Origin of the sequence: Staphylococcus carnosus (assembly GCF_900458435.1) — a bacterium.
In the GTDB taxonomy this organism is placed as follows: Bacteria; Bacillota; Bacilli; order Staphylococcales; family Staphylococcaceae; genus Staphylococcus; species Staphylococcus carnosus.
In genome coordinates this window covers 1,227,186-1,250,205 of sequence record NZ_UHCT01000001.1, presented here as the reverse complement: position 1 = coordinate 1,250,205, position 23,020 = coordinate 1,227,186, and the positions used below count along the sequence as shown (strand labels likewise).

The window sequence follows — 23,020 nt, the reverse complement described above, 5'->3', positions numbered from 1 at the left end:
AAATTCACTATAAATTAAATTGATAATTCTTGTGCAAGTTTATACATCTGTTTATCAAATTTACTTCCCTTGTTATTGAAAATGTCCTCAAACTTTGTTTGTGTAAGTTGATTTTGTTTGATACCTACACCTAACGCCGTTTTTCCATCCATCAATAATTCAACTGCATGTCCACCTAATCTTGATGCCAGTACTCTATCTTGACCTGTTGGGCTTCCTCCACGTTGGATATGACCTAAAACTGATACACGGGCATCGACGTGAATGTATTTTGCTAATTCATCAGCACATAGTTGGCCGCCCATAACACCTTCTGCCACCACGACAATAGAGTGTTTTTTGCCACGTTTAATACCAGATTCAATTTTTTCAGCAACATCTTTAATATCTACTTTTTCTTCAGGAACAATAATTGTCTCTGCTCCGACAGCTAAACCAGCCCACAATGCAAGATCACCACAATCTCGGCCCATTACTTCAACAATAAAAGTACGTGCATGGCTTGAAGCTGTATCTCTGATTTTATCCACAGATTCAATAATTGTATTTAATGCTGAATCAAAACCGATTGTGTAATCAGTTCCTGGAATGTCATTGTCAATTGTACCAGGGATACCGATAGTTTGTATTTCTGGACATTCTTCACTGATGCGTTGTGCACCGCGATAACTACCGTCTCCACCTATTACAACGAGTCCATCAATTCCTCTAGAACGCAAATTCTCAATTGCTTTTGCACGAACTTCTTTGTCCTTGAATTCTGGACAACGTGCAGAATATAAGAATGTACCGCCTCTTTGAATCGTATCTCCCACTGATCCTAATTCAAGTTTCTTAAGATCATCATTGATTAATCCTAGATAGCCTTGATACACACCATAAACTTCAATCCCATTATAAATAGCTGTACGCACAACTGCTCGAATAGCAGCATTCATTCCCGGTGCGTCTCCGCCACTTGTTAAAACTGCAATTTTTTTCATGACGACTGACCTTCCTAACTTGTATGATTTACATTAAAAATACCATAAAAATAGAGGCTTATCCATAGAAATACAATGCATTCTATAATGTAAACGTTTTATATTTATGATTTCGAAATATAGCCACATTCTTTATTATATTCTTGTAAAAATCAATAGATAATTCTACTATATTTTTCAGGAAACAATACACTATATTCTTATCGTATTTTTGCAGTCAGCTTAAGTCATGTATATCTTTTTATTCAAAAAAGTATTGTAGTTGTAAAAAAAGAGATTCTATGACGCTAAAAATAGCGTATAGAATCTCTCTACCCTTATTGTTCTTTAAATTCACCGATTTGGCGGAATTTTTCAAAACGATCATCAGCAAGTTCTTGCCCATTTAATTTTTCTAACTCTGATAATTGTTTTGTGAATGCCTCTTTAATACGTTCAGCTTGTAATGCGACATCTTTATGCGCACCACCAAGAGGCTCATTGATAACATCATCTATGATTTGCAATTCTTTTAAATCCGGAGCAGTTATTTTCATTGTTTCAGCAGCAATTTTAGATAAATTACTATCTTTCCATAACAATGCAGCTGCACCTTCAGGTGAAATTACAGAGTAAGTACTGTTTTCTAACATAAGCACACGATTGGCAATACCAATACCGAGTGCACCACCACTTCCGCCTTCACCAATTACTAATGAAATCACAGGTACTTTCAGACTTGCCATTTCAATTAAATTTTTGGCGATAGACTCACTTTGACCTCTCTCTTCAGCTGCTTTACCTGGATAGGCACCTTTAGTGTCAATGAATGTGAATATCGGACGACCGAATTTCTCAGCTTGTTTCATTAAACGCAATGCCTTTCTGTAACCTTCAGGATGTGCCATACCAAAATTACGATAAATATTATCTTTTGTATCTTTACCGCGCTGTTGTCCGATTACTGTAACAGGTTGACCATTTAAATAGCCGATGCCGCCAACCATCGCAGGATCATCACGATAATTTCTATCCCCATGTAACTCTATAAATTCATCAAAGATATATGAAATATAATCTAAAGTTGTAGGCCTTTCTTGTAATCTAGCTAATTGTACACGGTCCCATGGTTTTAAATGCATGTAAATTTTTTCAGTTTCTCGTTCTAAAGACGCTTCTAGCATGTCAATTTCTTCTTGTAAATCAACATCATTTTTTTCTTGTGATTCTTTCAAAGCATCTATCTTATTTTTAATTTCAAATAATGGCTTTTCAAAATCAAGCATCTTTATTCACCTCTTGTCCAGCATGCATTTTTAAAATAGATTCTAAAGTACTGCGCATTTCTTTACGATGTACCACTTTATCTAGTTGACCGTGTTCCAATAAGAATTCTGCAGTTTGGAAATCATCCGGCAATTTTTCATTAATTGTCTGTTCGATAACTCTGCGGCCTGCAAATCCGATTAATGCTTTCGGTTCAGATAAATTAATATCTCCAACAGAAGCGAAACTTGCAGATACGCCACCCGTTGTCGGATTCGTAATGTAAGAAATATATAATAATCCAGCATCAGAATGACGTTTCAATGACACACTTGTTTTACCCATCTGCATCAATGAAATAATACCTTCTTGCATCCTGGCACCACCACTTGCTGAAAATAAAATGAACGGTAGACGGTGTTCAGTACAGTAATCTATAATACGACAAATTTTCTCACCGACTACTGAACCCATACTGCCCATTCTGAATCGAGCATCCATGACAGCAACACCGTATTCTATACCGCCTAATTCAGCAGTACCCGTCACAACTGCTTCGTCTAAACCAGTTTTTTCTTGGTCTTTTTTTATTTTTTCTTCATATCCCGGAAAATCTAAAGGATTGGCAGAAGTCATCCCTTTATCAAATTCTTTAAAAGTTCCTTCATCTGAAATTGCCTCAATACGTTTATATGCAGTCAATGATAAGTGATGGTCACAATTGAAACATACATTGAGATTTTCAGAAAGTTCTTTAGTGTACATGATTTTTTTGCATTTTGGGCATTTAGTCATGATACCTGTTGGAACATCGTTCTGTTTTGAATCTTGCACAGTAACATATTTTTTCTTTTTACTGCCTCGATTAAAAAAATCTTTAAACATTGGTCAACCTCCACACCACTATTATGCCGCTTCTAACCGCATAACAGCTCTTTGAAAAATAAATTTCCTAATTAAATATCAGTTAATCTCATCGTTTTATTGTATATTTCATCTGGGTCAACTTCAACCCTAGATACTCCAGATTCCATAGCAGCTTTTGCTACATTGCGCGCAACTGATGGTGCAACACGTCTATCAAAAGGTGCTGGAATACAATAATCCGGTGATAATTCATCAGGCTGAATTAAATCTGCAATTGCTGAAACAGCTGCTTGTTTCATTTTTTCATTAATATGCGTTGCTTCAACATCTAATGCACCTCTGAAAATACCCGGAAATGCTAAAACATTATTGATTTGGTTAGGAAAATCTGAACGTCCAGTTCCCACTACTTTAGCCCCCGCAGCTTTAGCATCATCAGGAGTGATTTCAGGATTAGGATTTGCCATTGCAAAAATAATACTGTCTTCATTCATTGATTTTACCATATCTTGAGAAAGTGCGTTTGCAACAGACACACCGATAAAGACATCAGCCCCTTTAATCACATCAGAAAGTTTGCCTTCTTGCTTATCCTTATTCGTCCATTCCGCTACAAAATCTTTAGTCGGATTCATACCATAAGGACGACCTTCATAGATAGCTCCTTTAGAATCACACATAATCATATTTCTTACACCATATGAATATAATAATTTAACAATTGCGATACCCGCTGCACCTGCACCATTTAAAACCACTTTAATATCTGACAGCGATTTATCTGTAATTCTCAATGCATTAATTAAACCTGCCATTGTGACAATCGCAGTACCATGCTGATCATCATGGAAAACTGGTATCTTTGTTTCTTTCTTCAATCTGTTTTCAATTTCAAAACAACGCGGTGCTGAAATATCTTCTAAGTTGATACCGCCATAATTAGGTTGTAAATATTTTACAGTTTTAATGATTTCTTCAGTATCTGTGGTATCTAAAGCAATCGGAACGCCATTAATGCCAGCAAAACTTTTAAATAAGACGGCTTTACCTTCCATAACAGGTATACTTGCTTCAGCGCCAATATTACCTAGACCTAAAACAGCTGTACCATCAGTAATAACAGCTACTGTATTGCCTTTTGCTGTATAATCATATACTTTACGAGGATCTTCATATATTTCTTTGCAGGGTTCTGCAACGCCTGGAGAGTAAGCTAAGCTTAATTCTTCTTTGTTAGTCACTTTCACTTTAGGTGTAACTTCTAATTTTCCTTGATTCTTTTTATGCATTTCAAGTGCTTCATCTCTTAAAGACAAGTTAATCGCTCCTTTGTTTTAACGGTTTTACAAAACCAAATGAAACTTGGTTCATCTGTAATTAAAATGTATATATGATTTATTTTTTAAATGAGTGTTTGTGTCTTTTTATCATACAAGTTTTGTTTTTAATTTCAAAATCTAGAACGATTATAACACAATTATCCTTATTGCTAAGAAAGGTTTCTATTAAATACACTAATCTTTCGTCATATGATTGCATTAAAAATGCTAAGCAAACTGCTTAGCATCAAGTTAAATGATTCTCACATTTTCAGGTGGTATCTTCTGAATAAACGTTTCTATTGTCTCTATATCTCTTTTTATTAAACCAATCTGTTCCATTTTATTAGCTGCTACATGATACAAATTTACCGGAATCGTATCTTGATTATTTTCTGTTTTAAAACTGTCAAAATCTAGATTAGACGCTTCAACATTGCGCAATACTAACATTCTGGCAAACTTGAATTTCTGATTTTCAAAGTGTTCCAAAGTTTCTAATTGATTGATGATTAACTGTGTTTGATTTTGGCGTTCTTCAAATTTGCCGCTCACAATAAAGGTGTCATTGTCTTCCAAAATATTCTCAATTTGTTTAAAGACGTTCGGGAATATTACACCATCTAATGTTTTAGTTCCATCATTTAAAGTTACAAATGCCATAGGTTGTCCATTTTTAGTACGAATACGATTCATCTTATCAATTTGCACTAATATAGGTTGGTTGTTCTTCGCATTTGAAAGTTTGTATATTCCTAACAGTTGTTTATTTTCAAATATTTTTTCGACGGGATGTTTTGAAATATAGAAACCGAGATGTTCTTTTTCAAAATCGCTCAACACCTTATCCGGCAATTCTTCTTTTGCTTGATAACTTTCTTTAGGTGTCACAAATTCAAATAACAGCTCATCTTGTTCCACATTGCTTGCACCATCTAAAACTTGGTCTAAGGTTGATAGAAGCGTTGCACGATTTTCATTGAATTGATCAAATGCACCGACTAAAATAAGTGATTCTAACAATTTGCGAGTTTTAACTCTATTCGGCAATCTTCTGGTTAAATCAAAGAAGTCTTTATATTTTCCATTTTCGTACCTTTCTTCAACAATTGCTTTCACACTTTGGTATCCAACACCCTTTACTGCACCGAGTGATAAATAAATACCTTTAGAAGTTGCTCTATAGTACCAATGACTCTCATTAATATCAGGTGGAAGTATTTTCAAATTCATTGATTTAGCTTCAGTTACCATAAGTTCAGTTTTCTTATCATTACCGATTGAGTTAGTAAGTATATTTGCATAAAAATAGTTAGGATAATGAACTTTTAAATAAGCCATTGTGTATGCAATTTTTGAATAACTGACAGCATGCGCTCTCGGGAAACCATAATCTGCAAATTTTAAAATCAAATCAAAAATTTGCTTGCTCAACTGTTCTGAGTAACCATTCTGATTCGCACCATCGACAAAGTGTTGTCTCTCGTTTTCGAGCATAGCTCTATTTTTCTTACTCATCGCACGTCGTAAAATATCCGCTTCACCATAACTGAATCCTGCGAATTTACTGGCAATCTGCATTATTTGTTCTTGGTAAATAATGACACCGTAAGTATTTTTAAGGATAGGTTCCAAATCAGGATGCAGATATTGTACTTTTGATGGAACATGTCGTCTTGTAATATAAGTCGGAATTTCTTCCATAGGTCCGGGACGATAAAGTGAAGTCATGGCAACAATATCCTCAAAATGTTGAGGCTGCAGTCTTTTCAATGCCTGTCTCACACCATCAGACTCTAATTGGAAAAGACCCGTTGTATCTCCTCGTGATAGCATTTCAAAAACTTTAGGATCATCAAAAGGAATCGCTTCAATATCAATAGAAACATTTAAATCTTTCTTTACTTGATCAATAATCTGATGAATAATGGATAAATTTTTCAAACCTAAAAAGTCAATTTTCAATAAACCTAATTTTTCATCTTCTGTCATTGTCCATTGAGTCAGTAATCCTGTATCACCCATAAATAATGGGACATGCTCATATAATGGTCGATCATTGATGATAATACCAGCGGCATGTGTTGACGTATGTCTTGGCAAGCCTTCTAATTTTTTACTTAACTCAAACCATTTTTCATGTCGGTGATTTCGATGTACAAATTCTTTAAAGCTCTCATTTTGATAAGCTTCACTGAGCGTAATACCTAATTTAGATGGAATCAACTTAGAAATTTCACTTAATGTTGATTCTTCAAAGCCCATGATTCTGCCAACATCTCTCGCAACTGCTTTTGCGAGCAGATGGCCGAATGTCACAATTCCAGAGACATGATAATCACCGTATTTCTCTTGCACATATTGAATGACTTTTTCACGTCTTGTATCCTCGAAATCAATGTCAATATCAGGCATTGTGACACGCTCCGGGTTTAAGAAACGTTCGAAAAGCAGGTTATAACGCAGCGGGTCTATTGTTGTAATATTCAACAAATAACTGACTAATGAACCTGCAGAAGAACCACGACCAGGTCCTACCATGACATTGTGTGTTTTGGCATAATGGATTAAGTCACTTACGATTAAAAAGTAGTCTTCATAACCCATTTCAGTAATGATGTTAAATTCATATTCTAGTCGTTCACGATATTGCGATTGATCGAACTCCATTTTTTCTAATGATTGCTCTAATAAATGCCATAAATATGTTTTAGAGGAACTATTATCTGGTGTTTGGTATTGAGGTAGAAGCGGCTGATGATACTCAATTTCTGTTGTACATAACTCTGCTAGTGTCTCAGTATTTTCAATTACATCTGCAGACAACCCTAAATCATTTACTTCGTTTTGTGTATAAAAATGAGCATGATGATTACTTCCTGTATTTACTAAATCTATAGTTTGATTGTCTTTGATTGCATTTAAAGCACTGAGTGTATCTGCATCTTCAGCATTGAGGTACCTTGCCTCCTGCATATACACCATATTCAAATCTAACCTTTCAGCCGCACCGCTGCTTTGATGATCAACATACAAATCAGGATGTTTCTCAAAATGATGAACCAGATTTAATTGTTCCGATGTAACGTTTTTAAAAATAATGACAAGGTTATCTTGATACTTTTTCAACCATTCAATTGGTGTTGCGTATTTTTCTTGTACTTTAATAGCAGAGGATAGTTGATAAAGTGATTTCAATCCCGCTTCATTTTTGGCAAGCAATACCGTCTCTAACTCAGTAAGTCCATCACTTAAATAAATAGTCATACCAAAAACAGGTTTAATGCCTGCTTTGATGCTTGCATCATAAAATTGAGGAACAGCATGCAGTACGTTCGTATCTGTAATTGCTAACGTTTCATAACCTTCTTGCACAGCCTTTTGAATAATATCCGGAACTTTTAAACTTGAATTAAGCAAGTCATAGGCGGTATGAATGTTGAGATGTGCCTTCACTGCGACCATTCCCCCTTTTTAATCATTAATTCTCTTCAGCTCTTTTATTCAATTCAGCTGCAAGTGCATCAAATTCTTGCCAATTATCTACTGAAACACCAGACGCATTCGGATGACCTCCGCCTCCGAATTTTTGAGCGATATCATTGATAACAATACCTTTTGAACGTAATCTGCAACGAATTTCAGAACCTTCATCCACAGCAAACACCCATACTTTCAAACCTCGTAAATCTGAAATTGTATTGACAAATTGAGAAGCTTCATTAGGAACTAAACCATACTGCTTCAATACATCTTCAGTAATTTGTACTTTAGCAAATCCATTTTCATTCAAGTCAAAGTTTTGTAAAACATAGCCTTGGAATGGTGCTAGTTTAGGGTCTTTCTCAGCCATTTTATTTAATTCTGCACTATGGTCGAAATGATATTTCAATAAATCAGCTGCAACTTGCATCGTATGCGGTGTTGTATTGTTAAAGAAGAAGCGGCCTGTATCTCCGACAATTCCTAAATACAAAAGTCTCGCTGTATTTTCATTGATAATAGATGCATCATTAAAATATGAAATTATATCAAAAATAATTTCACTTGTAGATGAAGCATCTGTATTGACATAGTTTAAATCTCCGTATTGATCAACTGGTGGATGGTGATCGATTTTAATCAATTTTTGACCATTATCAAAACGTTGGTCATCAATTCTTGGCGCATTTGCAGTATCGCAGACAATGACAAGTGCATCTTTATAATCATCATCTTTCACTGCATCAAAAGTTCCCATGAAATCTAATGAAGGTTCACTTTCTCCTACTGCATAGATTGTTTTATCAGGAAATTTTAATTGAAGATATGATTTCAATCCTAATTGTGACCCATATGCATCAGGGTCTGGACGTACATGTCTGTGAATAATGATTGTTTCTGTTTCTGCAATTGTATTCATAATTTCATTAAAGTTGTTCATCTTGGTTCAATCTCCTCTTCTATCTAGCTTTCCAGCATCTGACATATTGTCAATGCTTTTGCCACTGGTGTTTGTCCGTTCATCATACTAACTTCTATTTTAGCAAAATGTCTTCCTATATCTAACATGTTGTATTGTATTTCTAATTCAGTCTCAATCGAAACTGTTTTTAAATACATAATACTTAAACTCTCAATCATAACTTCTTGTTTTTTTAATTGGCGCATTTTATAACGAATCGTTTCTTCAATGATTGCCACAAAAGCACCTTTGCTTAATGTACCGTATTGACTTGTTAATTGAGGCGCGACATCGACAGTAATACTATCTTTATTTATAGAAATATACTTAGCGACTTGATCATTAATCGTTTCGCCTACTTGCGGTTGTCTGCCAATTAATTGCATTGCTCTTAAAACATCTTCACGAGAGACGACACCTAATAACTTTTTATTGATAGTTGTGACTGGCAAGAGTTCAATTCCTTCCCAAATCATCATATGTGCACAACTTGCAACTGTCGTTGAATTCTGCACGTTTAAAACAGGCTTTGTCATCACTTTTTGAATACTCTCATCAGAATCTTTCGCAATGATATCTTTACTTGTTACAATACCAACAAGTTTCCAGTCGTCATCTACTACTGGGAATCTAGAGTGTCCCGTTTGTTGTGAACGCTTTTTCAAATCTGATACTAACATATCTTCTTTTGCCACTGTTTCTTCTGAAACTGGTTTAACGATATCTTCAACAATCAAAATTTCTTTTCGAATAATTTGATTGTACATTGCTCTATTAATCATATTGGCTACTAGATATGAATCATAATTTGATGATAGAATCGGTAGATTATGTTCGTCAGCATACTTTTTGATTTCCGGTGTAGTATTGAAACCACCCGTTATAAGCACTGCACTGCCATGTTTTAAAGCTTCCATTTGTACATCTGTTCGGTTGCCGACTATTAACAATGTATGTTTGGTTAAATATTTAACGACATTTTCAAGTTTCATCGCTGCTATCGCAAATTTAGTCAATGTATTGTGCAATCCATTTCTACCTGCTAAAACCTGACCATCTATAATCTTTACGATTTCACCAAATGTAAGATGTTCGATTTGTTCGCGACTTTTCTTTTCGATTCTTACTGTGCCAACTCTATCTATTGTTGCAACTAATCCCAATTGTTCAGCATCTTTAATAGCGCGATATGCTGTACCTTCTGAAACCTCTAAATCTTTCGCAATTTTTCTTACAGAGATTTTCTTTCCTACAGCCAAAGAATCAATATGCGCCAGAATTTGCTCATGTTTTGTCATCTTACTTCCCTCATTCTCTGCTTTCTCTTATTATTTATTATAACTTGCTTTACTCTAAAAATCGAAACAATATCACAAGTGATTTTAACATTTGATTGAAACCTTCTCTAATATAAGAATTTAATTTAGCAAGAAAAAGCTTTTTAATAATTTGTTCATAAATTTAATTGGAAAAATTGTTACATCTTTATTAGAATAGAAACTAAGGAGGGATTGAGATGTATAAAAACATATTACTCGGTGTTGACACGGATTTAGAAAATAAAAAAGTGCTTCAAAATGTTCAAAAATTATCTGGGGAAGGTACAATCGTTACAATTTTGAATGCGATTTCAGAACAAGATGCACAAGCATCTATTAAAGGCGGAGTTCATTTAAATGAATTAACTGCCGATCGAAGTAAAGATTTGCAACCAACTCGTGATACTTTAGATGAGTATGGCATTGACTACGATGAAATCATTGTACGTGGTAATCCTAAAGAAGAACTTGTAAAATTTGCAAACAGCGGCGACTATGACATTTTAGTTGTTAGTAACCGTAAAGCTCAAGAGAAAAAGAAATTTGTATTAGGCAGCGTCAGTCACAAAGTAGCCAAACGTGCTCAAATCCCTGTATTAATTGTTAAATAATAAAAATGCTTGTACAGCAAAAAACTGTACAAGCATTTTTATTTTGTTTAACTTAATCGAATTTTACTTCTTCACCTGGTTTTAATATTTGAACTTCACCTTTATTCACTAATTTTTTGAAGTCTTCAGGATTTTGTTCAATATAAGGGAAAGTATCATAATGAATTGGTACTGAGATTTTAGGTTGGATAAATTCATTAATCGCATAGCTTGCATCTTCAATTCCCATAGTAAAGTTATCACCAATCGGAACAAAGCATATATCTACCGGATGACGATCTGCAATCAGTTTCATATCACTGAATAAACCAGTGTCACCGCAATGATAAATTGTTTTGCCATCTACTTCTAAAATCAATCCTGTAGATGCACCTAAATAAACAGGAATTCCATCTTCATTCGTTAAACTTGAACTATGAAATGCTTGTACATATTTTACAGAACCAAATTCAAATTCCCACTTGCCGCCGATATTCATAGGATGCACATTTTCAACGCCTTGTGATGTTGATAAGTAATCTGCAACTTCTGCTAAACCTACTACAGTGGCATTATTTTTTTTAGCAATTTCTACCGTATCCCCAAAATGATCTCCGTGACCATGTGTTAATACGATATAATCGACTTCAACATCTTCTGCATTCAAATCAGATAATTCATTACCTGTAATAAATGGATCTACGATGACTTTCTTGCCGTTTGCTTCAAAATAAATAGTTGATTGTCCATGGAATGATAATTTCATTAATAATCCCCCTATGTTCATTTTGTTGATTATATTATAACATCTTCCCTCTTTTCACAAAAAACAATCCCTCACCTTTTGAATTATCTACGAATGTAGACTAAACTATAGTTAATTAAAAATATGGAGGTTGATGGATTGTGAAGACAGATGAAATAGTAAAAGAAATACGTAACCAAGACGCTGGTGCTGCTTGGATTACTACACCATTAAATGTTTTTTATTTTACGGGCTACTTAAGTGAACCGCATGAACGTTTATTAGCCCTTTTAATTACTGCTGAGGGCGAACAAGTTCTATTTGTTCCAAAACTTGAAGTAGAAGAAGTAAAAGCATCTCCATTTAAAGGCAAAGTTGTGGGAAATGCAGATGGAGAAGATCCATTTAAACTTGTTGATTATCATTTTGATAAATTACTTGTTGAAAATGAACATTTAACATTAAAACGCCAGAAAGAATTAATTGAAGGTTTTGGGGTTGAAACATTCGGAGATATCGACGGTACAATTAAAGCACTTCGAAATGTTAAAACACCTGAAGAAATTGATAAAATTAAAAAAGCAGCTGAACTTGCTGATAAATGTATTGAAATCGGCGTCAATTTCTTAAAAGAAGGCGTAACTGAAAAACAAGTTGTACGCCATATCGAATATGAAATTCAAACAAATTACGGTGTAGATCAAATGAGTTTCGACACAATGGTATTATTCGGTGATCATGCTGCTTCACCTCATGGTGTACCTGGAGATCGCGCACTTCAAAAAGATGAATATGTACTCTTTGATTTAGGAGTCGTATATGAACAATACTGCAGTGATATGACACGTACAGTACCATTCGGTACACCTGATGAAAAAGCTAAAGAAGTATATGATATTGTTCTTAAAGCTGAAAAAGAAGCAATTGATATGATTAAACCAGGTGTAGTAATTGGTGATGTTGATAAAAAAGCACGCGGTATTATTACTGAAGCAGGTTATGGCGAATATTTCGTACACCGTTTAGGACATGGATTAGGCTTAGAAGAACATGAATATCAAGATGTAGCAGCGCATAATACAAATAAATTTGTCCCTGGAATGGTAGTAACAGTTGAACCAGGTATTTACGTTCCTAACGAAGTAGGCGTTCGAATTGAAGATGATATTTTAGTTACAGAAGATGGTCATGAAATATTAACACATTACGAAAAATAAATAATTTCCAAAACAGATTTGCAAGTTTGCAAATCTGTTTTTTTATACAAAAAACTCCAGCATATTCTGTAAAACCCTAAACAGAATTGCTGGAGCTTTTAAATTGATGTTTACTGAGGAAAATTAATTCATCTCCTCTTTGACATCCCATTAATTATTCTAATTGAATTAAATTAATGCTTTATCTACTGGTGTATACGGAAGATCAAGCGCTTTTGCGACACCTTCGTTTGTAACTTTGCCGTCATAAACGTTTAATCCTAATGATAATGGTTGGTTATCACGTAATGCATTTAAGTAACCTTTATTAGCAATTTGCAATGCATAAGGTAAAGTTGCATTGTTTAAACCAACTGTAGAAGTACGTGGAACCGCACCTGGCATGTTAGCTACTGCATAGTGAACTACACCATGTTTGATATAAGTTGGATCATCATGAGTAGTGACATGGTCTGAAGTTTCGAAGATTCCGCCTTGGTCAATCGCGATATCAACCATAACTGAACCGTCTTTCATTTGTTTAACCATATCTTCAGTAACTAATTTAGGCGCTTTAGCACCAGGAATTAATACTGCACCGATTACAAAGTCACTGTTTACTACAGCTTCTTCAATATTTAATGGGTTAGACATGATAGTGTTAACACGTCCATCAAATAAATCTTCAAGCTCTTGTAAACGTTTAGGGTTAACGTCTAAGATTGTTACGTTTGCACCTAAACCTAAAGCGATTTTAGCAGCATTTGTACCTGCTTGGCCACCACCGATAATTGTTACATTACCTTTAGGAACACCAGGAATACCAGAAAGTAAAATACCTTTACCTCCGTAGAATTTTTGCAAGAATTGCGCACCGATTTGCGCTGCCATTCTTCCTGCAACTTCACTCATTGGTGTTAATAATGGTAATGAGTTATCTGGCAATTGAACTGTTTCATAAGCAATTGCTACAACTTTGTTGTCAGCTAATGCTTCAGTCAATTCTTTGTCGTTTGCCAAGTGTAAATAAGTGAATAAGATTAAATCCTCTCTGAAGTATTGATATTCTTCTTTGATTGGTTCTTTAACCTTAATAACCATTTCTACATCCCAAGCTTCTCCAGCGCTATTTACAATTTCAGCACCTACAGCTTTATAATCTTCATCCGTAAAGAATGAACCTTCTCCAGCAGTGTGTTCGACAAGCACAGTATGCCCTTTCTCAACTAATGCATGCACACCACTTGGTGATAAACCTACTCTGTTTTCATTGTTTTTTATCTCTTTTGGAATACCTATTTTCATTCCGTACACCTCCCATGCATTATCGTAACGCGAATGTGATGAAAGCGCAATCATTATGCCGACAATTATTGATAAGTTTAAATTATTACGAATAATAAGATTATTGCAACCTTCACTTAATTGTAAAAATTTTGTTTTATATAATCATTTCTAATATTCTGTCAACTGTGATAAAATAAACATGAATAGAAGAAGGAGGTCATTTACGATGTTAACTTACAAACATATTTTAATCGCCGTTGATGGATCACAAGAAGCAGAATGGGCATTCAATAAAGCGGTGGAAGTTGCAAAGCGTAATGATGCTAAACTCATTATTACAAATGTTATTGATTCAAGAACTTATACTTCTTATGAGGTGTACGATGTTCAATTCACTGAGAAATCAAAACAATTCTCAGAAGAATTATTAAAAGGCTATAAAGATTTTGCGCATAAAGAAGGCGTAAAAGATGTAGAAACATTATTAGAGTTTGGTTCTCCTAAAGCAATTATCCCTAAAAAAATTGCTAAAGAAGTAGATGCAGACTTAGTAATTTGTGGTACATCTGGTTTAAATGCTGTTGAAAGATTTATTGTGGGCTCAGTATCTGAAGCAATTGTACGCCACTCTCCTTGTGATGTGTTGGTTGTTCGTACAGAAGAAATTCCTGAAGATTTCCAACCACAAGTTGCTACTGAAGAATTACGCAAACAATATCAAGCAAAATAATTATCAATTATTACTTCCAGTGAATATTTAAGTTAAAAATAACCAGGACAGATGATATAAAATCTGCCCTGGTTTTGTTTTGGTAAAATATTTAAATACAAAATAAAATTAATCCAGTTGATAGCTTTTTCTTAATTAAAAGACAAATAAGCTATCAACTGGATTATTTTTTAATTACAAGCTGCCGAATTTAACTGCATCTCTTGCAATCATAACTTCTTCATTTGTTGGAATAACAATAACTTTAACTGGTGAGTGAGGATAATTGATAAATCCTTCAGTACCATGCAATTGAGAATTTTTCTTAGGATCCCAATACACACCCATGAATTCTAGTCCTTCTAATACACGCGCACGTACTTCATCAGAGTTCTCTCCTACTCCAGCTGTGAAAATAACAACATCTACACCATGCATTTTAGCTGCATAAGAACCGATATATTTATGGATTCTAGATGCAAAAACATCTAATGCAAGTTGAGCGCGAGTTTTACCCTCTTCAGCATCTTGCTCCAAATCTCTCAAGTCACTTGAAGTACCTGAAATACCAAGTAAACCTGATTCTTTATTCAAGATATCTAATACAGCTTCTGCGCTCTTACCTGTTTTTTCCATAATATAAGGAATTAATGCCGGGTCAATGTCACCTGAACGTGTACCCATTGTAACCCCTGCTAATGGTGTAAAGCCCATTGAAGTATCAACTGATTCGCCGCCGTCGATTGCAGCGATAGAAGCACCATTTCCGATATGACAAGAAATAATACGTAATTCTTCAATTGGTTTTCCTAAAATTTCAGCAGCACGCTGAGATACATATTTATGGCTTGTACCATGGAAGCCGTACTTACGAATACCGTAATCTTTATAATAATGGAACGGTAAACTATATAAATATGCTTGCTCTGGCATTGTTTGGTGGAATGATGTATCAAATACTGCTACATGAGGAATACCTGGCAATAACTTACGGAACGCGCGTATACCCATTAAGTTTGCCGGATTATGCAACGGCGCAAGTTCAGTAAGTGATTCAATTTGTTTTTCAACATTATTTGTAACTAAAGCTGATTCAGGGAAAAGTTCACCGCCGTGTACAACACGGTGTCCTGTTCCATCGATGTCATTGATATCACGAATAATACCTAAATCGATTAAATTATCTAACATAATGTTTACAGCTTGCACATGGTCATTGATTTCTTTTTCATCCGTAAATTTACGACCATCATATTCAACAGTTATCTTTGAACCTTTGAGTCCGATTCTTTCAATTAATCCTTTACTGACTAATTTCTCTTCAGGTATTTCGATAAGTTGAAATTTCAATGATGAGCTGCCTGCGTTAATCGCTAAAACTAAATTTGACATAAGATTATGCCTCCAATTTTTCCATTTTCTTTTACCATATCTATTTAACCATTAATACAGTTTAAATACAAGATTGTTACAGTTAATTTTTGTGATGATTTTGTTGCAGCCACTCGTTCAATTCACCCATGAATTTTTGGAATTGCTGAGGATCTTTAAAATCAGGAATATTAGCAAGCAATACCTCAACAGAGAGCGTTACGTCACGTTCCTTTTTCTGTAATATCAATATAGATTTACGTGAATTTTCACTTTTGAATAATGTTTTGGGAAGGTTCAAAAATGCCTGCATTTCTGTATCTGTTGCAATGAATTTTTCAAGCTGTTTTACATTCTCTCCTTCAAAAATATTGCTAGGCACTACCAAGAAAGCATACCCGCTTCCTCTCAATGCTTCTACAGCTTGTTCAATTAATAGATAATGTGCATAACTATGTCCTTCTTCAAAACCAAGTTTCATTTCATGACTTCGATCATCAACTGGATAATAGCCCACTGGAAGATCCCCGATTACTACATCTGCTTCTTCGAAAGGTAATGGCATAATTGCATCTTGAGGATAAACATCAAAAGGTATTTCTAAGAAATTCGCAAGATGTACACTGACACGTGATAATACAGGATCTACCTCAACTAAATGATGCATTAATGTTTGATCTTTTAATACCTCATGAACAGTTGCACTTAAATGACCGCTTCCACTTGTCAAATCAACAATATTTAATTCTTTTTTGCCTTCAGTAAATCTTTCAACCAAATAGCCCAAAATCAAACCAATTGAATCCGGTGTAATTTGATGGTTGGCTTGAATTTCTTGTTGCTGCATTAGACTAAGGTATGCAAATTGAAAAGCTTTACGTCGATCAGCTAACGTTGCTTGTTCTAATAATTCACGATTATTTTGGTAAATATCTTCCATTGCCAATCCAAGATTTTCAATAAAACTTTGTCCGTTTTCCTCGTTCAATGCTTTTGTTTTGCTATCTAATTCTTGGAACAATCGTTCCATTATAGTTTTTTCTTCAGCCATATTAAAACCCTTCCTAAAAAAACTGCTCATAATCAATAAGTACTACTAGCACTAATTATGAGCAGTCTAATCTTATATTTATTTAAAAGATCTTTATATCTTGTTTATTAGTCCAATTCTTTATAAGCTTTTAAAGCTGATTCAAAGTCTGGGAAATCAGTTCCTTCACTTACAATTTCAGAATAAACAACTTTGTTGTCTTTATCTAATACGAATACAGAACGTGCTAATAATTCTAAGCCTTCCATTAGCACACCAAAGTTTTTACCAAATGAATGTTTTTGGTAATCACTTAATAAAATAACGTTATCTAATCCGCTTGCTGCACACCATCTTTTTTGTGCGAAAGGCAAGTCTTCAGAGATTGTTAACACAACGCCGCCTTCTTCTGAAGAAGCTTCTTCATTGAATTTACGTGTTTGTTTGTCACATACACCAGTATCAATTGAAGGTACTGCACTGATTAATTTTTTCTTGCCATCATAATCTTTTAGTGTCACTTCTTCTAAATCGTTGTTTACAACTGTGAAATCTGGTGCTGTTTGACCTTCTTCCACTGGATTGCCTGATAATGTTACGGGATCTCCGCCGAATGTAATTTGTACCATAAAATAAACGACCTCCTAAGATTCTGTTATTTATTTCTACTACCCTAATTATAACGATATCAATCTTAGATGACCAATGATTATGGTTCATACAAATATAATTTTTTGGTACTCAATCATCATAAATGCCACAATTTCCTATACAAAATAAGATTTACACTTTTCCATTAAAAAAGATGTGTTCATCTCTTTGTATAAGTTGAACACATCTTGTTATCCTATGACAGCCATTGCTGTACATAATCATATATATTTTTTAAAATCAAAGCACTTGTAACAATTACAAACAATGCTTTAACATAGCCTACACCTTGTCGCAAAGCAAATTGCGCACCTGCATATGAACCGATTATCATGCTCACTGCCATCAATAATCCAATGCCATAATCCACTTTCCCTAAAATCATAAACAGTACTAATGCCCCTACATTAGATGCAAAATTTAAAACTTTCGCATTCCCTGCTGCACTCAAAAAGTCAAAGCCGACAATTAATAATGTAAATAGGAAAAATGAACCTGTGCCGCCGCCTAAAAATCCATCATAAAATCCAATACATAACAATATAATGGTAAATATAACGGCTTTGCCTGGTGATAGTTTTTGATACGTTCTGATACTACCCCAGTCTTTACGCATCAAAGTATAAATCATCACCACAGTTAAGATTATAATCACAAGCGGTTTTAAAACTGACGCAGGTAAAAATGATGCCAAACTGGCACCGCCCGCTGCAGCAATGAAAATAAATGGAAATAACTTCCCGACAATTTTCAAATCGACCTTACCGGAGCGAATAAACTTCAATGCGCTAGTCAGTGAACCGAATGAACTTGCTAATTTATTAGTTCCTAGTGCTACAGCAGGTGGCAGACCGACGGCTAATAAAGCAGGTGTAGAAATTAATCCGCCGCCTCCAACTACCGAATCAATAAAAGCAGCTAAGAAACCAAATAAAACGATAACAATAATTAATGTTAAGTCCCATTCCATGACGTCTTTTTCCCCTTTGTTAAAACGATGCTCTTAAAATAAATCTTGCATTAACGTTTCAGTATCTTTATCTTTTTGACTTTGATAATCTTTAGTGATTTCAATTGTTTCAACGTTATTAACTGCACGTTCAATCATTTCACTGAAGTCGAAAACCCCTTCATATTTTTCAACTTTTTTAAAATCCGGTTCCGTAACTGGATTTTTCGGTGTGAAAATAGTACAACAATCTTCAAATGGTTGAATAGATGTTTCGTAAGTTCCATACTCTTTCGCTTTAATGACAATATCTTCTTTATCTAAAGTAAGTAAAGGTCTTAAAACTGGTGTTGTTGTCACATGATTAATCGCATACATACTTTTCAGTGTTTGACTCGCAACTTGCCCCAAATTTTCACCGTTTACGATTGCATCTGCCCCGATATTATGCACCACTTTATCTGCAATACGCATCATCATTCGACGCGTTGATGTCATTGTATAACGATCATAAACCACCTTGTTGATTTGTTTTTGTACTTCGGTAAAAGGTACAATATGCAGTTTAATCGGTCCTACATGTTCAGCTAAAATACGAGTCAGTTCAATCACTTTTTCTTTAGCTTTTTCACTTGTAAATGGCGGACTGTGGAAATGAATTGCTTCAATTGTAACACCGCGACGCATTATTTCCATTCCAGCTACAGGAGAATCAATACCGCCTGAAAGCATAAGTAATGTTTTACCGCCTGTTCCAACTGGCAATCCGCCTGCACCATCAATCACACGATCATAGATATAAATTGCATCTAAACGGACTTCTGTTTTAATAATGTGATCTGGTTGACGAACGTTTACATGAACTTGCGGGTTGTTTTCTAAAACTGCACCGCCTAAAATACGTTGTAATTGATATGTGTCATAAGGAAATTGTTTATCTGAACGTTTTACATCAATTTTAAAAGAGTCGCCTTCTGCATATGTTTTCGCAAAGTCACTTGCTTGTGCTTTTGCTACTTCTAAATCTTTTTCGATTTTCATCACTGGACTGATAGATTTAACACCAAACACTTTGCTGATGCGACGCATCATTTCTTCAATATCAGCTTCTGGTGTCACTTCTATATACATTCTGTCTCTGTTTGCTTTTACATTGTAGCCTTGAAGCGGCATTAACGCTTGTTTCACATTCGAACGTAATTTGTTAACAAACATCTTACGATTCGCGCCTTTTAACGTCAATTCGCCATATCTGACTAATATATGATCATACATCATGGTTTTAGCAACTCCTTCATTTCTTCATATACTTTTTCAAATGCAATTTTAAATCCTTTAATATCATCAGCAGACGTTAAATCTCCCATAGAAATACGAATACTTCCTTCAATACGTGATTCTGAAATCCCCATAGATAAAAGGACTTCATTAAGATGACCGCGTTTAGAAGAGCATGCACTTGTTGTAGAGAGCATAACATCTTGTTTAGAAAATGCATTTACTAATACTTCGCCTTTTACGCCATCAAAACCTACATTTAAAATATGAGGGGCACTGTTTTGAGGTGAATTTATTTTCACACCTTTATAGTTTTGCATGAATTGACGTAAGTCCTCATTATAATTACGTAAACGACTATTTAATGCTTCACGTTCTTGTACAGCGTGTTTTAACGCTTTAACAATCGCAATGTCTATAGGAAGATTTACTGTACCGCTTCTTAAACCGTATTCTTGTCCGCCACCGTGGATAACAGGTTCAAGATTATGAATATTGCGTACTAGTAGTAACCCTTGCCCTTTTAGTCCATTAAATTTATGTCCACTGAAACTCATACTATCTACACGATTAAAGGTTAGTGGCACTTTACCGATTGCTTGTACTGCATCAACATGAAAATGTGCTTTAGGATAATCTTCTAATAGTTCTGCAATTTCAGTAATTGGTTGTTCTTGGCCTGTAATATTATTCACTTGCATACATGTGACTAAGCCGACACGATTAGTCATTAATGTTTTTAGATGTTCTAAATCAATCTTACCTTCTTTAGTAACATTGACATATTTCAAATTAAATCCTTCTTCTTCTAATTGACGCATTACTTCTAATACAGAAGGATGTTCTATAACTGAAACGATAATTTCATCAGCATAAGGCTTTCTATTATAAGCTGCTCCTTTTAATACCATGTTATTAGACTCAGTTGCACCGCTTGTAAATATGATATCAAAGCGATCTTCAAGTCCTAATATCTGATTAATTTGTACTTTAGCTTGCTGCAATAATTGCTCTGCCTGCAACCCTGCTTTATGCGGGCTGTTTGGATTAAAGTATAAATCTTGGTTCACTTTAACATACGTATTTAATACATCTTGTGCAGGTTTTGTTGTCGCTGCATTATCTAGATAAATCACTTTTAAGTCACTTCCACTTAGTTTAATTCTTTCTCTGTTCCGACTCACTTCCAATTTTTATATTTTACCATACCTCAGTAATTTCTCAATACACAAAAAATCCTGAAGCTTAAGATAGCCTCAGGATTTTAACGCTTAACTATTGGTTTTGTGAGATAACTTCGTCTTCAATACGTTGTGAAATACCAGGATCCACTGAATCTAATGCTTGTTCTGCAATTTCGATTGCACGTTTGTAACGGTTGTTTTTAAATAAACGTTCCGCTTCATTCAAGCTCTTATCTATACTGCTGTCATCTTTACGATAACGGTTGCCGTATTGAATCAATTTTTCAGCAAGTACTGCATTTACAAGTACGTCTGTTGCTTCATTTTCAAAATTATTCATATGCAGCACAACTTTTGTCACTTTATCTTTCAAGTGTTTTACGTTGATTGGACGTTCACTGAATTGACTATTGATTTCACGAACTTCATGATCAATTTCATTTTTCATAATAATGAATCGTTCTGGAACACTCGTTAAATTCGAAGCAAGTAAACGTCGGTATACTTCTTCTTTTTTAGATTGTACACGTAAAATATTATCTTCTGCTTCAGCTTCATCTTCACGCAATTGAATCAAGTGATTTTGAAGTTTTTCTTGTTTTTCATTAATCACTTGAACATGATCTTCGATGTAGGCCAAATTATCTTGAACTTCACTATATCGAACAGCTGATTTAGCCATCTCTCTTAAAATATCATCATATACGGCAATCAGATTTTGAATTTCATTTTCGAATTGACGTACATTTTGAATATCTGTTTCATTGATATAGTAGTTTTCACGTACATATTCAATTTCAGTTTGAAGTGTGTAGTTCATATCTTTTGCTTTGAATAAATCACTCGTGATGACTTCTTTTGTTTCATCTACTTTATTCTTAGCTTTTACTTCATGTTCAATAAGGTCATACATTTCATCTAATTGATCATTGATTCCGATCAATTTATTATTTGCTTCTTCAAGTTCTAAACGACTAATCATTGGTTCTACAAAACTCAATTCTGTTTTGAGTGTTTGAAGTGTGCTGTCAATTTTCACATGGTCTAAATCATAACCTTCTACTTTCAAATCACGACAACCATATTTTAAATCTTGGAATTGACCAGGTAATTCTTTTTGTGCTTCACGAATTAATTCTGGTATTTCTTCCATATCCTTTTTCAAATAGTTCATGTCTTCATTTAAAGTAGCGATGTGTTCATGAGCTTGACGATAATTCCCATCCTCTTTAAGCTCTGTATATTTAATCAATTCAGGCTCAAAGGATTCAATTTCTTTTTCTAATGGATCTGCTGCTTCTCCAAATTGATGACGATTCGCGAGTACATCTCGTTTCATCTCACGATAATTATTCTTACTTTCTTCATAAAGTCGATCGCTGTCTTTATGTAAAGAAAGAATATTGTCAACTTCTTCTGAAAGTTTACTATGTTGCGACTCGTAGCGATCCATTAAAGTATTTGCATCGTCAAGTTCGGATTGGGCTGCTGAGAATTTGAACTTATCAAAGTTTTCCTCAGCATTATGAATTTTCTCTTCAACCGGGCTTAAATTCTCATTAATATTATTTAATGATTCGCGCTTTAAGCGGTCGTGTTCTTGTTGTGTTTCCCCTTTTAGATTTAACTCGTCTAATTCACTTAAACGATCATCTAAAGTTAGTTTTTCAACCTCTATCTTGCGCTCTTCCGTTTGCTCAACCACTTGACGTTTTGAAGAACGGAGATAGAACATGATACCGACAACTACCAATGCTATAATGATAACTGCTAAAATGATATACAGTGCCATTGTTTTCTCCTCCTATTTAATCACTTCTTATTATAGCGTAATTTTGGGTCTCATTAAAATA

At 34.6% G+C, this 23,020-nt stretch carries 19 protein-coding genes; 3 read left to right on the top strand and 16 right to left on the bottom strand.

Features of this window, described 5'->3' with window-relative positions; all coding sequences use genetic code 11:
* Positions 1-14: 14 nt before the first annotated feature.
* The 7 genes from pfkA to DYE31_RS05970 form a co-directional block, all read right to left on the bottom strand.
* Positions 15-983: a 6-phosphofructokinase gene (pfkA, locus tag DYE31_RS06000; protein ID WP_015900549.1), complete on the bottom strand. Its 969-nt coding sequence runs from the start codon at positions 981-983 to the stop codon at positions 15-17.
* Positions 984-1,300: 317 nt separating this feature from the next.
* The gene (locus DYE31_RS05995) at positions 1,301-2,248 is read right to left on the bottom strand and encodes an acetyl-CoA carboxylase carboxyltransferase subunit alpha (RefSeq protein WP_015900550.1); all 948 of its coding nucleotides are present in this window, start codon (positions 2,246-2,248) and stop codon (positions 1,301-1,303) included.
* Complete coding sequence (accD, locus tag DYE31_RS05990; protein ID WP_015900551.1) at positions 2,241-3,113, bottom strand: acetyl-CoA carboxylase, carboxyltransferase subunit beta; 873 nt, start codon at positions 3,111-3,113, stop codon at positions 2,241-2,243. Before accD ends, DYE31_RS05995 begins: the two co-directional genes overlap by 8 nt.
* Before the next feature lie 71 nt (positions 3,114-3,184).
* Positions 3,185-4,411 carry an NADP-dependent malic enzyme gene (gene ystJ, locus DYE31_RS05985; RefSeq protein ID WP_015900552.1) on the bottom strand — a complete coding sequence of 409 codons (1,227 nt, stop codon included), beginning with the start codon at positions 4,409-4,411 and terminating at the stop codon, positions 3,185-3,187.
* Between the two features lie 255 nt (positions 4,412-4,666).
* Complete coding sequence (locus DYE31_RS05980; protein WP_015900553.1) at positions 4,667-7,870, bottom strand: DNA polymerase III subunit alpha; 3,204 nt, start codon at positions 7,868-7,870, stop codon at positions 4,667-4,669.
* 25 nt (positions 7,871-7,895) lie between these two features.
* Positions 7,896-8,837, bottom strand: a complete 942-nt coding sequence (locus DYE31_RS05975; RefSeq protein ID WP_015900554.1) for a DHH family phosphoesterase — start codon at positions 8,835-8,837, stop codon at positions 7,896-7,898.
* A 23-nt stretch (positions 8,838-8,860) separates the two neighbouring features.
* A complete protein-coding gene (locus DYE31_RS05970; RefSeq protein ID WP_015900555.1) occupies positions 8,861-10,156 on the bottom strand; it encodes a DRTGG domain-containing protein in 1,296 nt (431 codons plus the stop codon).
* A gap of 218 nt (positions 10,157-10,374) precedes the next feature.
* On the opposite strand from DYE31_RS05970, the gene DYE31_RS05965 reads away from it, so the two are divergent.
* Positions 10,375-10,788, top strand: coding sequence for a universal stress protein (locus tag DYE31_RS05965; protein WP_015900556.1), 414 nt, complete (start codon positions 10,375-10,377; stop codon positions 10,786-10,788).
* Positions 10,789-10,840: 52 nt separating this feature from the next.
* On the opposite strand, the gene DYE31_RS05960 is transcribed toward DYE31_RS05965, so the two are convergent.
* A complete protein-coding gene (locus tag DYE31_RS05960) occupies positions 10,841-11,533 on the bottom strand; it encodes a metal-dependent hydrolase (RefSeq protein ID WP_015900557.1) in 693 nt (230 codons plus the stop codon).
* 140 nt (positions 11,534-11,673) lie between these two features.
* Here DYE31_RS05960 and DYE31_RS05955 point away from each other — a divergent pair, with 140 nt between their 5' ends.
* A complete protein-coding gene (locus tag DYE31_RS05955) occupies positions 11,674-12,729 on the top strand; it encodes a M24 family metallopeptidase (RefSeq protein WP_015900558.1) in 1,056 nt (351 codons plus the stop codon).
* Between the two features lie 168 nt (positions 12,730-12,897).
* On the opposite strand, the gene ald is transcribed toward DYE31_RS05955, so the two are convergent.
* A complete protein-coding gene (ald, locus tag DYE31_RS05950; protein WP_015900559.1) occupies positions 12,898-14,013 on the bottom strand; it encodes an alanine dehydrogenase in 1,116 nt (371 codons plus the stop codon).
* 208 nt (positions 14,014-14,221) lie between these two features.
* Here ald and DYE31_RS05945 point away from each other — a divergent pair, with 208 nt between their 5' ends.
* Positions 14,222-14,725, top strand: coding sequence for a universal stress protein (locus tag DYE31_RS05945; protein WP_015900560.1), 504 nt, complete (start codon positions 14,222-14,224; stop codon positions 14,723-14,725).
* A gap of 174 nt (positions 14,726-14,899) precedes the next feature.
* On the opposite strand, the gene DYE31_RS05940 is transcribed toward DYE31_RS05945, so the two are convergent.
* The 7 genes from DYE31_RS05940 to ezrA form a co-directional block, all read right to left on the bottom strand.
* Complete coding sequence (locus tag DYE31_RS05940) at positions 14,900-16,096, bottom strand: acetate kinase (protein ID WP_015900561.1); 1,197 nt, start codon at positions 16,094-16,096, stop codon at positions 14,900-14,902.
* A gap of 82 nt (positions 16,097-16,178) precedes the next feature.
* Positions 16,179-17,126 carry a class I SAM-dependent methyltransferase gene (locus DYE31_RS05935; protein WP_015900562.1) on the bottom strand — a complete coding sequence of 316 codons (948 nt, stop codon included), beginning with the start codon at positions 17,124-17,126 and terminating at the stop codon, positions 16,179-16,181.
* A 107-nt stretch (positions 17,127-17,233) separates the two neighbouring features.
* Positions 17,234-17,734, bottom strand: coding sequence for a thiol peroxidase (gene tpx, locus DYE31_RS05930; protein WP_015900563.1), 501 nt, complete (start codon positions 17,732-17,734; stop codon positions 17,234-17,236).
* 218 nt (positions 17,735-17,952) lie between these two features.
* Entirely contained in the window at positions 17,953-18,726 is a 774-nt protein-coding gene (locus DYE31_RS05925) for a TSUP family transporter (RefSeq protein WP_015900564.1), read from the bottom strand.
* Positions 18,727-18,759: 33 nt separating this feature from the next.
* A complete protein-coding gene (gene thiI / locus DYE31_RS05920) occupies positions 18,760-19,983 on the bottom strand; it encodes a tRNA uracil 4-sulfurtransferase ThiI (protein ID WP_053463886.1) in 1,224 nt (407 codons plus the stop codon).
* On the bottom strand, positions 19,980-21,119 hold the full coding sequence (locus DYE31_RS05915) for a cysteine desulfurase family protein (RefSeq protein WP_015900567.1): 1,140 nt from the start codon (positions 21,117-21,119) through the stop codon (positions 19,980-19,982). Before DYE31_RS05915 ends, thiI begins: the two co-directional genes overlap by 4 nt.
* Before the next feature lie 139 nt (positions 21,120-21,258).
* Entirely contained in the window at positions 21,259-22,959 is a 1,701-nt protein-coding gene (ezrA, locus tag DYE31_RS05910) for a septation ring formation regulator EzrA (RefSeq protein WP_015900568.1), read from the bottom strand.
* Positions 22,960-23,020 lie beyond the last annotated feature (61 nt).

Excerpts from the sequence above, each read along its gene's own strand:
- pfkA (WP_015900549.1), bottom strand. The coding sequence starts at position 983 with ATGAAAAAAATTGCAGTTTTAACAAGTGGCGGAGACGCACCGGGAATG.
- DYE31_RS05995 (WP_015900550.1), bottom strand. The coding sequence starts at position 2,248 with ATGCTTGATTTTGAAAAGCCATTATTTGAAATTAAAAATAAGATAGAT.
- accD (WP_015900551.1), bottom strand. The coding sequence starts at position 3,113 with ATGTTTAAAGATTTTTTTAATCGAGGCAGTAAAAAGAAAAAATATGTT.
- DYE31_RS05975 (WP_015900554.1), bottom strand. The coding sequence starts at position 8,837 with ATGAACAACTTTAATGAAATTATGAATACAATTGCAGAAACAGAAACA.
- DYE31_RS05970 (WP_015900555.1), bottom strand. The coding sequence starts at position 10,156 with ATGACAAAACATGAGCAAATTCTGGCGCATATTGATTCTTTGGCTGTA.
- DYE31_RS05965 (WP_015900556.1), top strand. The coding sequence starts at position 10,375 with ATGTATAAAAACATATTACTCGGTGTTGACACGGATTTAGAAAATAAA.
- DYE31_RS05960 (WP_015900557.1), bottom strand. The coding sequence starts at position 11,533 with ATGAAATTATCATTCCATGGACAATCAACTATTTATTTTGAAGCAAAC.
- ald (WP_015900559.1), bottom strand. The coding sequence starts at position 14,013 with ATGAAAATAGGTATTCCAAAAGAGATAAAAAACAATGAAAACAGAGTA.
- DYE31_RS05945 (WP_015900560.1), top strand. The coding sequence starts at position 14,222 with ATGTTAACTTACAAACATATTTTAATCGCCGTTGATGGATCACAAGAA.
- DYE31_RS05940 (WP_015900561.1), bottom strand. The coding sequence starts at position 16,096 with ATGTCAAATTTAGTTTTAGCGATTAACGCAGGCAGCTCATCATTGAAA.
- DYE31_RS05935 (WP_015900562.1), bottom strand. The coding sequence starts at position 17,126 with ATGGCTGAAGAAAAAACTATAATGGAACGATTGTTCCAAGAATTAGAT.
- tpx (WP_015900563.1), bottom strand. The coding sequence starts at position 17,734 with ATGGTACAAATTACATTCGGCGGAGATCCCGTAACATTATCAGGCAAT.
- DYE31_RS05925 (WP_015900564.1), bottom strand. The coding sequence starts at position 18,726 with ATGGAATGGGACTTAACATTAATTATTGTTATCGTTTTATTTGGTTTC.
- thiI (WP_053463886.1), bottom strand. The coding sequence starts at position 19,983 with ATGATGTATGATCATATATTAGTCAGATATGGCGAATTGACGTTAAAA.
- ezrA (WP_015900568.1), bottom strand. The coding sequence starts at position 22,959 with ATGGCACTGTATATCATTTTAGCAGTTATCATTATAGCATTGGTAGTT.